The 10,422-nt window shown below is 68.3% G+C and carries 11 protein-coding genes; 5 read left to right on the top strand and 6 right to left on the bottom strand.

Features of this window, described 5'->3' with window-relative positions; genetic code table 11:
• Positions 1-66: 66 nt before the first annotated feature.
• Positions 67-393: an acetyl-CoA sensor PanZ family protein gene (locus C5O18_RS02890; RefSeq protein ID WP_105191358.1), complete on the bottom strand. Its 327-nt coding sequence runs from the start codon at positions 391-393 to the stop codon at positions 67-69.
• Between the two features lie 174 nt (positions 394-567).
• Between C5O18_RS02890 and hisB the strand changes: the two genes are divergently transcribed.
• The 4 genes from hisB to C5O18_RS02870 all read left to right on the top strand — a co-directional run bounded on the left by hisB (position 568) and on the right by C5O18_RS02870 (position 3,113).
• Positions 568-1,161, top strand: a complete 594-nt coding sequence (gene hisB / locus C5O18_RS02885) for an imidazoleglycerol-phosphate dehydratase HisB (RefSeq protein WP_105191357.1) — start codon at positions 568-570, stop codon at positions 1,159-1,161.
• Entirely contained in the window at positions 1,158-1,805 is a 648-nt protein-coding gene (gene hisH / locus C5O18_RS02880; protein WP_105191356.1) for an imidazole glycerol phosphate synthase subunit HisH, read from the top strand. The genes hisB and hisH overlap by 4 nt, the downstream gene beginning before the upstream one ends.
• Positions 1,806-1,892: 87 nt before the next feature.
• Entirely contained in the window at positions 1,893-2,621 is a 729-nt protein-coding gene (hisA, locus tag C5O18_RS02875) for a 1-(5-phosphoribosyl)-5-[(5-phosphoribosylamino)methylideneamino]imidazole-4-carboxamide isomerase (RefSeq protein WP_105191361.1), read from the top strand.
• Between the two features lie 138 nt (positions 2,622-2,759).
• On the top strand, positions 2,760-3,113 hold the full coding sequence (locus tag C5O18_RS02870; RefSeq protein ID WP_105191355.1) for a zinc ribbon domain-containing protein YjdM: 354 nt from the start codon (positions 2,760-2,762) through the stop codon (positions 3,111-3,113).
• Between the two features lie 36 nt (positions 3,114-3,149).
• Here the strand turns inward: C5O18_RS02870 and C5O18_RS02865 are convergent, their stop codons facing one another.
• Both C5O18_RS02865 and C5O18_RS02860 read right to left on the bottom strand, forming a co-directional pair.
• Positions 3,150-4,760: an NAD(P)/FAD-dependent oxidoreductase gene (locus C5O18_RS02865; RefSeq protein WP_105191354.1), complete on the bottom strand. Its 1,611-nt coding sequence runs from the start codon at positions 4,758-4,760 to the stop codon at positions 3,150-3,152.
• 29 nt (positions 4,761-4,789) lie between these two features.
• Complete coding sequence (locus C5O18_RS02860) at positions 4,790-6,028, bottom strand: BaiN/RdsA family NAD(P)/FAD-dependent oxidoreductase (RefSeq protein ID WP_277422139.1); 1,239 nt, start codon at positions 6,026-6,028, stop codon at positions 4,790-4,792.
• Positions 6,029-6,170: 142 nt separating this feature from the next.
• Between C5O18_RS02860 and hisF the strand changes: the two genes are divergently transcribed.
• Positions 6,171-6,944, top strand: a complete 774-nt coding sequence (gene hisF, locus C5O18_RS02855; RefSeq protein ID WP_105191353.1) for an imidazole glycerol phosphate synthase subunit HisF — start codon at positions 6,171-6,173, stop codon at positions 6,942-6,944.
• Between the two features lie 162 nt (positions 6,945-7,106).
• On the opposite strand, the gene C5O18_RS11235 is transcribed toward hisF, so the two are convergent.
• The 3 genes from C5O18_RS11235 to C5O18_RS02840 all read right to left on the bottom strand — a co-directional run bounded on the left by C5O18_RS11235 (position 7,107) and on the right by C5O18_RS02840 (position 10,342).
• On the bottom strand, positions 7,107-7,670 hold the full coding sequence (locus tag C5O18_RS11235) for a murein hydrolase activator EnvC family protein (RefSeq protein ID WP_478209674.1): 564 nt from the start codon (positions 7,668-7,670) through the stop codon (positions 7,107-7,109).
• A 733-nt stretch (positions 7,671-8,403) separates the two neighbouring features.
• Entirely contained in the window at positions 8,404-9,966 is a 1,563-nt protein-coding gene (gene gpmI / locus C5O18_RS02845; protein ID WP_241146713.1) for a 2,3-bisphosphoglycerate-independent phosphoglycerate mutase, read from the bottom strand.
• Positions 9,967-10,039: 73 nt separating this feature from the next.
• Complete coding sequence (locus C5O18_RS02840; RefSeq protein ID WP_105191351.1) at positions 10,040-10,342, bottom strand: hypothetical protein; 303 nt, start codon at positions 10,340-10,342, stop codon at positions 10,040-10,042.
• Between the last annotated feature and the right edge of the window lie 80 nt (positions 10,343-10,422).

The following is a 10,422-nucleotide window of genomic DNA, read 5'->3' as shown; positions in this document are numbered from 1 at the left end:
GCGACCTGCCGGTCCCGGGCTGAGCCGCGCGACCCTGCCGCCAGATGCCGGAAGGCAAGGCCTGGCTCAGTCTTCGGTATCCAGCGCCGAGTAGTCGTCGGCGGACAGCACGCGGCGGCCGGCGGCGTTCTCCAGCGCGCGCATTTCCTGCGCCAGCCGCGCCAGCACGCCGCGTCCGCGGGTGGCCGGGTGGATGGCGAAGCCGGTGAGCTGGCGGCCGTCATCCGGCCCCGTCGCCCAGGCGGCGGAAATGGGGCGGGTGTTGAACCAGCCGATGTAGAACACATCGCCGGCGGCGCCCGGCGCCAGGGGCAGGGCCGGCTGCAGGCGGGCGAGACGCTCGCTCAGCTCGGCATCGAGTGGGAAGGATTGCGGCTGCGCGGTGACGGGCATGATGACTCCTGTGTGCAGGCCGACAGTGTAACGCCCGGGCGCGTGGCTGCGCAGCCGTGATGCCGGGGATGTGCGCTGGCAGCGACATCAGGACCGCGCATTCCCGCAGACGATGCAGGGAATGCGCCCTGCGGCTATAATCGCCGCCTCACACAGTCACACACGAGGCAGGGCATGACCGCACGTCAGGCGGAAGTGGTCCGCAACACCAAGGAAACGAAGATTCGCGCCGTGGTGAATCTCGATGGCACCGGCCAGGGCGACCTGCGCACCGGCATGCCGTTCCTCGACCACATGCTGGACCAGATCGTGCGTCACGGCCTGATCGACATCACCCTGGTCTGCGACGGCGACCTGCACATCGACGACCACCACAGCGCCGAGGACTGCGGCATCACCCTCGGCCAGGCTTTCGCCAAGGCGCTCGGTGACAAGATCGGCGTGCGCCGCTACGGCCACGCCTACGTGCCGCTGGACGAGGCGCTGTCGCGCGTGGTGATCGACCTATCCGGCCGCCCCGGCCTGGAGATGCACTGCGAGTTCGTGCGCAGCCACATCGGCAAGTTCGACGTCGACCTGTTCTACGAGTTCTTCCAGGGCTTCGTGAACCACGCGCTGGTCACCCTGCACCTCGACAACCTGCGCGGCCGCAATGCCCACCACCAGGCCGAGACGCTGTTCAAGGCCTTCGGCCGCGCGCTGCGCATGGCCATGGAATTCGATCCGCGCATGGCCGGCCAGATGCCGTCGACCAAGGGCTGCCTGTGACCAGCGTCGCCGTTCTCGACTATGGCATGGGCAACCTGCACTCCGTCGCCAAGGCGCTGGAGAAGGTCGGCGCCAGCCGCGTGACGGTGACCGATGACCCGGCCATCATCCGCGCCGCCGACCGCATCGTGCTGCCCGGCCAGGGCGCCATGCGCGACTGCATGGCGGAAATGCGCGCGCACGGCATCGACACCGCGGTGCGCGAGCTGGTCGGCGACAAGCCGCTGCTGGGCATCTGCGTCGGCATGCAGGCGCTGCTGGCGCACTCGGAAGAGAACGGCGGCATCGACGGCCTCGGCATCCACCCCGGTGCGGTCCGCTTCTTCAGCGATGTGCCGGCGGTGCGCGAGCAGCATCTCAAGGTTCCGCACATGGGCTGGAACAACGTGCGCCAGCTGCCGCAGGCGGACGGTCGCCCGCACCCGCTCTGGGACGGCATCGCCGACGGCGCGCGCTTCTACTTCGTGCACAGCTACTACTGCGTGCCGGAGCAGCCGGGGCTGAGCGCCGGCGAGTGCGAGTACGGCCTGCCGTTCTCCTGCGCCATCGCCGAGGGCAGCATGTTCGCCGTGCAGTTCCACCCCGAGAAGAGCGCGAAGGACGGCCTGCGCCTGCTGCACAACTTCCTGCGCTGGAAGCCCTGAACACCGCGCATTTCCGGGATGCCGCATCCCGCCCGATGCTGAAGCGCCGGCCACCGCCGCGCACCAACTGAAACAGTGGAGCCGACCATGCTGATCATCCCCGCCATCGACCTCAAGGACGGCGCCTGCGTGCGCCTGAAGCAGGGCCGCATGGAGGACGACACCGTGTTCTCCGACGACCCCATCGGCGTCGCCGCGCAATGGGTGGAGCAGGGCGCGCGCCGCCTGCACCTGGTCGACCTCAACGGCGCTTTCGCCGGCCAGCCGGTGAACGGCGAGATCGTGCAGGCCATCGCCCGTCGCTGGCCGCAGCTGCCGATCCAGATCGGCGGCGGCATCCGCTCGCTGGAAACCATCGAGGCCTACGTGAAGGCCGGCGTGAGCTGGGTCATCATCGGCACCAAGGCGGTCAAGGAACCGGCCTTCGTGCGTGAGGCCTGCCAGGCCTTCCCGGGCCGGGTCATCGTCGGCATCGACGCGAAGGACGGCTGGGTCGCCACCGACGGCTGGGCGGAAGTCTCGTCCGTGCAGGCCGTGGACCTGGCGAAGCAGTTCAAGGCCGACGGCATCAGTGCCATCGTCTACACCGACATCGCCCGCGACGGCATGATGCAGGGCGTCAATGTCGAAGCCACCGCCAAGCTGGCGCGCGACTCCGGCCTGCCCGTGATCGCCTCCGGCGGAGTCACCAATCTCGATGACGTGCGTCGCCTGCTCAGCGTGCAGGGCGACGGCGTGATCGGCACCATCACCGGCCGTGCCATCTACGAGGGCACGCTGGACCTGGCCGAGGCGCAAGCCCTGGCCGATGCCTGACGGTCCATCCGCCCGGCGGCCCTCAGGCAGGGCCCGCCGCGGCGCGATCACCCGTCATCCACCCCCACGGCGCGACCGCGCCCAGAGCACTTCCGGCAATCATGCCAACGGTCGCGCCACCGACACCTGGAGCGACCCATGAGCACCCTGCCACCCTGTCCGCAATGCAGTTCCGCCTTCACCTACGAGGACGGCCCCCTGCTAATCTGCCCCGAATGCGCCCATGAATGGGAGCCGCTCGACACCTCGGCCGGCGCCCCCGCCGCCGGCGATGACGCCCGCGTGATCAAGGATGCCAACGGCAACCTGCTCCAGGACGGCGACACCGTGACAGTGATCAAGGACCTCAAGGTCAAGGGCTCGTCGCTGGTGGTGAAGGTCGGCACCAAGGTGAAGAGCATCCGCCTGGTCGATGGCGACCACGACATCGACTGCAAAATCGACGGCATCGGCGCCATGAAGCTGAAGTCAGAGTTCGTGAAGAAGGCCTGAGCCGACAGCGCCGGGAGCTGTGCCGGACGCTGTGCTTCAGCGCCCGGCGACGATGCTCAGCGCCACCGCCTCGGCGACGCGGATGCCATCGACACCGGCGGACAGGATGCCGCCAGCGTAGCCCGCGCCCTCGCCGGCCGGGTACAGGCCCTTCACGTTCAGGCTCTGGAAGTCGTCGCCGCGCGTGATGCGCAGCGGCGACGACGTGCGCGTCTCCACCCCGGTGAAGATGGCGTCGGCCCGGTCGTAGCCGCGGATCTGCCGCGCGAAGGCCGGGATGGCTTCGCGGATGGCCTCGATGGCGTAGCCGGGCAGGGATGGCGCCAGGTCGGTCAGCGTCACCCCCGGCTTGTACGATGGCTGCACCTCGCCCAGCGCGGTCGACGCGCGGCCGGCGAGGAAGTCGCCGAACAGCTGCGCCGGCGCGTTGTAATCGCCGCCACCGAGCTCGAAGGCGCGCGTTTCCAGCTCACGCTGCAGCGCGATGCCGGCTAGCGGCCCGCCCGGATAATCCTCCGGCGAAATGCCCACCACGATGGCGCTGTTGGCGTTGCGCTCGTTGCGCGAATACTGGCTCATGCCGTTGGTGACCACGCGTCCCGGCTCCGAGGTAGCAGCCACCACGGTGCCGCCCGGGCACATGCAGAAGCTGTACACCGAACGCCCGTTCCGGCAGTGATGCACCAGCTTGTAGTCAGCCGCCCCCAGGATGGGATGCCCGGCCTGCGGCCCGAAGCGGCAGGTGTCGATCTGCGACTGCGGGTGCTCGGCGCGGAAGCCGATGGAGAACGGCTTGGCCTCCATGAACACGCCCTTGCCGTGCAGCATCTCGAAGGTGTCGCGGGCGCTGTGGCCCACCGCCAGCACGACATGGTCGCTGCGCAGCTGGGTGCCGTCGGACAGGGTCACGCCACGCACATGGCCATGCTCGATCAGCAGGTCGTCGACACGCTGGCTGAAGCGGATCTCGCCGCCCAGCGCGGTGATGTTCTCGCGCATCTGCTCGATCATGGACACCAGCTTGAAGGTGCCGATGTGCGGCTTGCTGACGTAGAGGATCTCCTCCGGCGCGCCGGCGGCGACGAACTCGGTCAGCACCTTGCGGCCGTGGTGATGCGGGTCGCGGATCTGCGAGTAGAGCTTGCCGTCGGAGAAAGTGCCGGCACCGCCTTCGCCGAACTGCACGTTGGAGTCCGGATTCAGGTCACGCTTGCGCCACAGGCCCCAGGTGTCCTGCGTGCGTTCGCGCACCGCCTTGCCGCGCTCCAGCACGATGGGCCGGAAGCCCATCTGCGCCAGCAGCAGCGCCACGAACAGGCCGCAGGGCCCGAAGCCGATCACCAGCGGCCGATGAAAGTCGCCGCCGGACGCAGGCGCCCGCGCCACGAACTTGTAGCCGACATCCGGCGCCGGACCGACATGGGCATCACCGGCCAGGCGCGCGAGCACGGCGGCCTCGTCGCGCAGCTCGACATCCAGCGCGTAGATCAGCGTGATGTGACCGCGCTTGCGGGCGTCATAGCTGCGCTTGAACACCGTGAAGCCGAGCAGGTCGGCCGGCTTCACGCCCAAGCGGGTGATCATGGCCTGGCGCAGGGCATCCTCGGTGTGTTCCAGCGGCAGCTTGAGGTCGGTGAGTCGCAGCATGTACAGGATTCCTGGATGACGCCGTGGCGTCAGACGAACTGGCCGGCGGCCTGGCCGGAGGACCAGGCCCACTGGAAATTGAAGCCGCCGAGCCAGCCGGTGACATCGACCACTTCGCCGATGAAGTAGAGCCCGGGCTGGCGCCTGCTCTCCATGGTACGCGATGACAGCTCGCGGGTATCTACCCCGCCCAGGGTGACCTCGGCGGTGCGATAGCCTTCGGTGCCGGACGGTTTCAGCGACCATGCCTGCAGCTCGCCGGCCAGCGCCAGCAGCACGGCATCGGGCACATCGGTGATGGCCGTCTCCGCCCACGCCGGCCAGAGCAGGGCCTGCAGCTCCAGCACCAGCGATTTCGCCAGGCGCTCGCCCAGCAGGGTGCGCAGCAGCGACCTGGGATGGCTGCGCTTGCGCGCCTTCAGCCAGTCCGCGACGGACTCGCCGGGCAGCAGATCGATGGCGATGCGCTCGCCGGGCTGCCAGTAGTTCGACAGCTGCAGCACCGCCGGCCCGCTCAGGCCGCGATGGGTGAACAGCAGGCTCTCGCTGAAGGCCTGGCCGTCATTGTCCGGCGCGCTCAGGACGGCATCCAGCGCCAGCCCCGACAGGCGCTCGGTCACCGCCTTGAAGCCGTCGCTGAAGGTGAAGGGCACCAGACCGGCGCGGGTCGGCAGCACCTCGTGCCCGAACTGCCGCGCGATGTCGTAGCCGAAGCCGCTGGCGCCCAGGGTCGGAATCGACAGGCCGCCCGTGGCCACCACCAGCGACTCCGCCGTCAGCGTTTCTCCGCCCGCGGCGAGCCGGAAACGCACAGGACCGGATGCGGCGCCGGCGGCATCCGCCGGCAGGGCGCTGATGCCGGTGACCTGGCAGTGCGTGCGCAGGCTCACCCCGACCTGCTCGCACTCGGCCACCAGCAGATTGAGGATGTCCTTCGCCGAGTCGCGGCAGAACAGCTGGCCGTGCTTGCGCTCTTCCCAGGGCACCCGGTGCTTGTCGACCAGCGCGATGAAATCCCACTGCGTGTAGCGGTTCAGCGCCGAGATGCAGAAGTGCGGGTTGGCAGACAGGAAATTGCCCGGCTCGACATAGAGGTTGGTGAAATTGCAGCGCCCGCCGCCGGACATGAGGATCTTCTTGCCCAGCTTTTTGCTGCTGTCGACCACCAGCACACGACGACCGCGGCGCCCGGCGGCCATGGCGCACATGAGCCCGGAGGCACCGCCGCCGATGACGATGACATCGAAGTGGGTCGGAGAGGTGGTCACGGAACAGGCTCGGCGGTGGGCAGGGCAGGCAGGCGCGCATTATAGTCGCGCCGGCGGCCGGCGGCACCCGCCGGGCACCATGCTAGAATCGCCGCCTGCCCTTGCACCACTTCATGACTGCATCAGCCGGACGGAACGCCCCATGAGCCTCGCCAAGCGCATCATTCCCTGCCTCGATGTCGATCAAGGCCGCGTCGTCAAAGGCGTGAAGTTCCTCGACATCCGCGATGCCGGCGACCCGGTCGAGGTCGCTCGCCGCTACGACGAGCAGGGTGCCGACGAGATCACCTTCCTCGACATCACCGCCAGCGTCGAAGGCCGCGACACCATGGTGCGCACGGTCGAACGCATGGCCTCCGAAGTCTTCGTGCCGCTCACCGTCGGCGGCGGCATCCGCGAAGTCGCCGACATCCGCCGCCTGCTCAACGCCGGCGCCGACAAGGTCAGCATCAACTCGGCGGCGGTGAAGCGGCCGGAGTTCGTCGCCGAAGCCGCCGACCGCTTCGGCTCGCAGTGCATCGTTGCCGCGATCGATGCCAAGCGCGTGTCGGCGCCGGGCGAGCCGGGCCGCTGGGAGATCTTCACCCACGGCGGTCGCAACCGCACCGGCATCGACGCGGTGGCCTGGGCAGCGAAGCTGGCCGGCTACGGCGCCGGCGAGATCCTGCTCACCAGCATGGACGCCGACGGCACCAAGGCCGGCTACGACCTCGCGCTGGTGCGCGCCATCAGCGACGCGGTGAACGTGCCGGTGATCGCCTCCGGCGGCGTCGGCAACCTGCAGCACCTGGCCGACGGCATCCTGGAGGGCGGCGCCGACGCGGTGCTGGCGGCGAGCATCTTCCATTTCGGCGAGTACACGATTCCGCAGGCCAAGGACTATCTGGCCGAGCGCGGCATCATCATGCGGCGCTGAGTCCGCGACTGGTGCACCGGTGCAGAGGGGGATGGGGGGCTGAAAACACGCTGCGCTACAGTTTTCAGCCCCCCATCCCCCTCTGTACCTGACAGACCAGCTCGGCACAGGAACACACGGCGGGTGCCCGACCGATAAGGCTCTGAATCCGGTTCGCCCGGATCATGACGGCATGCGCATGTAGCGAGGCCGGGTACGGACGGGTCGGAAAATTGTAGCGCAGCGTGTTTTCCGACCCGTCCGTACCCAGCCTCGCGGCGGGCAGCCCGTCAGCTCAGTAATTGCACCAGTTGCCNTCTGATTGGCGCCGACGCTGTCGCCGACCTTGACCTGCAGGCTCTGGTTGTAACCGTAGAGCGACATGAAACCGCCGCCATGGTCGATGATGACCAGCTTGCCGTAGCCGCGCAGGAAGTCGGCATAGAGCACCTTGCCGGCCTTTACCGCCTTCACCGACGAACCGCCGGCCGCCGCGATCACGATGCCGTTCCAGCGCAGGCCGCCACCACGCGCGGCGCCGAACTGGGCGCGGATGCCGCCGGAAGCCGGCAGCGGACAGTTGCCGCGATAGGGCACGGAATAGTCCGGCTCCTGGCTCCAGGTCTTGGGCTCCTTGGGCTGCGGAGGCGGGGTCTGACCGCTCTTGCGCGCCTCCTCGGCCTCCTTCTTGCGGCGCTCCTGCTCCTTGCGGTCGGCCTCGCGCGCGGCGCGCTCGAGGCGACGCATCAGCGCCTGCAGGTTGGCCTGGTCCTGGCGCAGCGACTTGAGGTTCTTGTCCTGCGTGCGGATCTCGCTGTTCAGCACCTTGAGCGCGGCTTCACGCTTCTCCTGCGCCGTCTTCAGCTGACCCTGCTCGTCCGCCAGCTTGATCTGCAGCTTCTCCAGCTGGCGGACCTGCTCGCCCTCTTCCTTCTCCAGCGAAGCCAGCTCGGCCAGCGTGGTGTCGAGCTCGCCGATCTTCTCGCTGCGGGCTTTCTGGATGTAGCTGTAGTAGCGCAGCTGGCGCGCCAGCAGGCCGGGATTCTCCTGGTTCAGGAGCATCTTGAAGTAGTCGTCCTGGCCGGTACGGTAGGCCTGCTGGATATCCTTCTGCAGGCTGCCGAGCTGCTCGCGCTTGTCCGCCGCGAGCGCGCGCTGGCGCGCCTTCAGCTCGCCGATGCGACTCTCGCGCTGGCGGGTCTCCTTCAGCGTCGACGACATGGAGGTCTGCAGCTTGCGGATCTGCTGCTCGGCGCTGTTCAGCGCCTTCTGCTGCTTGGTGCGCTCGGCCTGGGTCAGGCGCAGCTTGTTCTGCGCCGTGCGGATCTGCTTCTGCACGGAATCCAGGTCGGACTTGGCGGACTTCGCCTGGTCGCGCAGCTGGCCGCTGGTTTCGGCATGCACCTGGGACACAGGTGCAGCGGTTGCCGCGAGCAAGGCCAGGACGGCCAGCGTTTGCCGCATGGTGGTTTCCTTCGGTTCAGGCTGGAATGACGAGGGGCCGCCCGGTCATTTCCGCCGGTTTCGGAATCCCCATGAGATCCAGCAGGGTCGGTGCCACGTCGGACAGCACCCCGCCTTCGGCAATACGAACGTCCTTGCGCTGGCCCAGGTAGACAAAGGGCACCAGTTCGCAGGTGTGCGCGCTGTGGGGCTGGCCGGTATCGTAGTCGAACATCTGCTCCACGTTGCCATGGTCAGCGGTGATGAGCATGTCGCCGCCGGTCTTGCGCACCGCCTCGGCGAGGCGGCCGATGCAGCGGTCCAGGGTCTCGCAGGCCTTGACCGCGGCCTCGAAGACACCGGTGTGGCCGACCATGTCGCCGTTGGCGAAATTGCAGATGAGGGCGTCGAAGTCACCGGACTCGATGGCTGCGACCAGCTTGTCGGTGACCTCGTCGGCGCTCATCTCGGGCTGCAGGTCATAGGTGGCGACATCCGGCGAGGGCACGAGGATGCGTTGCTCGCCGGCATAGGGCTCTTCGCGGCCGCCGCTGAAGAAGAAGGTCACGTGGGCGTATTTCTCGGTCTCGGCGATGCGCAGCTGGGTCTTGCCCAGCGAGGCGAGGTATTCGCCCAGCGAGTTGTGCAGCGAGGCCGGGGCATAGGCCACCGGCGCCTTGATGCTGGCCGAGTACTCGGTGAGCATGACGTAGCCGGCAAGCTGCGGACGGACCTTGCGCTCGAAGCCCTTGAAGTCCTCGTCGACAAAGGCGCGGGTGATTTCGCGGGCGCGGTCGGCGCGGAAGTTCATGAACACCACGGCATCGCCGTCGGCGATCAGCGCGGGGGCGGTGCCGGCCGGAGCGATGACCGAGGCCTTGACGAACTCGTCGCTGACATCTTCGGCGTAGGAGGCTTCCAGGGCCTCGACAGCGGTGGCGCAGGTGCGCGTGCCCACGCCTTCGGTGAGCAGGCGGTAGGCCGCCTCGACACGATCCCAGCGATTGTCGCGGTCCATGGCAAAGTAGCGGCCGATGACGCTCGCAACGCGACCCTTGCCGAGGCGGGCGAAGTGCGCCTCCATGGCTGCCAGAGAAGGCGCCGCCGACTTCGGCGGGGTGTCGCGACCGTCGAGGAAGGCGTGCACGTAGATGCGCTCGGCGCCGCGCTGCGCGGCGAGGTCGACCATGGCGTGCAGGTGATCCTCGTGCGAGTGCACGCCGCCCTGCGACAGCAGGCCGAGCACATGCACGGCCTTGCCGGCGGCCACGGCCTTGTCGACGGCGGCGCAGATCACCGGATTGGCGAAGAAGCCGCCGTCACGGATGTCCTTGGTGATGCGGGTGAAATCCTGGTAGACCACGCGGCCGGCGCCGAGGTTCATGTGGCCGACCTCGGAGTTGCCCATCTGTCCGTCGGGCAGGCCGACATCCTCGCCGGAGCCGGAGATCAGGCCGTTCGGGCAGGTCTTCAGCAATTGCCGCCAGTTCGGCATGTCGGCCGCGAGGATGGCGTTGGAGTCGGAGGTTTCGCTGTGGCCGAAGCCGTCCAGCACGATCAGGACATGAGGTTTGCGTGTCACGGGAATCCCCGAAAGCATCTGTCAGGAAAACGCCAAGTGTAGCAGCCGCCGGGGCACGGCGGGACATTCCTGCCCCGGCGCGGCGGGCGCATCAGTCCTTCTTGCCGATGTTCTTCTGCGCGGCGATCTGGTCTTCCAGGCTTTCGATCAGGCCCGAGGCCAGGTCACCGACCTCCTGGTTGACCTTGCGGATGGCATCGTAGACCGCGCCGATGGTGGCGGCCTGGGTCTCGCGCACCTGGCTGGCCTTGCCTTCGAGCAGGCCGCGCTTTTCCAGCGCGTCCAGCGGCATGGCGGCGATGGTCTGGTGGATCTGCTCCACCGTGGTGGCGCCCTTGTCGACCGCTTCCTGGATCAGGTCCTTGAGAGCTTCGATGCGGGTGAGGAATGACATGTGACGACTCCGTGTGTGCGCAGGGACAGTGGGCGGCCGCGGGATGCGCGGCCAGTGTCGGGCGCGCGTTCCGGCATCGC

Origin of the sequence: Amnimonas aquatica (genome assembly GCF_002943415.1) — a bacterium.
In the GTDB taxonomy this organism is placed as follows: Bacteria; Pseudomonadota; Gammaproteobacteria; order Pseudomonadales; family Moraxellaceae; genus Perlucidibaca; species Perlucidibaca aquatica_A.
The sequence above is the reverse complement of the archived record's forward strand: the minus strand, read 5'-3'. Positions and strand labels throughout refer to the sequence as shown.

Coding starts and splice junctions, on each gene's coding strand:
- hisF (WP_105191353.1), top strand. CDS start 6,171: ATGAGCCTCGCCAAGCGCATCATTCCCTGCCTCGATGTCGATCAAGGC.
- C5O18_RS02865 (WP_105191354.1), bottom strand. CDS start 4,760: ATGCTGCGACTCACCGACCTCAAGCTGCCGCTGGAACACACCGAGGAT.
- hisA (WP_105191361.1), top strand. CDS start 1,893: ATGCTGATCATCCCCGCCATCGACCTCAAGGACGGCGCCTGCGTGCGC.
- C5O18_RS02890 (WP_105191358.1), bottom strand. CDS start 393: ATGCCCGTCACCGCGCAGCCGCAATCCTTCCCACTCGATGCCGAGCTG.
- C5O18_RS02840 (WP_105191351.1), bottom strand. CDS start 10,342: ATGTCATTCCTCACCCGCATCGAAGCTCTCAAGGACCTGATCCAGGAA.
- C5O18_RS02870 (WP_105191355.1), top strand. CDS start 2,760: ATGAGCACCCTGCCACCCTGTCCGCAATGCAGTTCCGCCTTCACCTAC.
- gpmI (WP_241146713.1), bottom strand. CDS start 9,966: ATGCTTTCGGGGATTCCCGTGACACGCAAACCTCATGTCCTGATCGTG.
- hisB (WP_105191357.1), top strand. CDS start 568: ATGACCGCACGTCAGGCGGAAGTGGTCCGCAACACCAAGGAAACGAAG.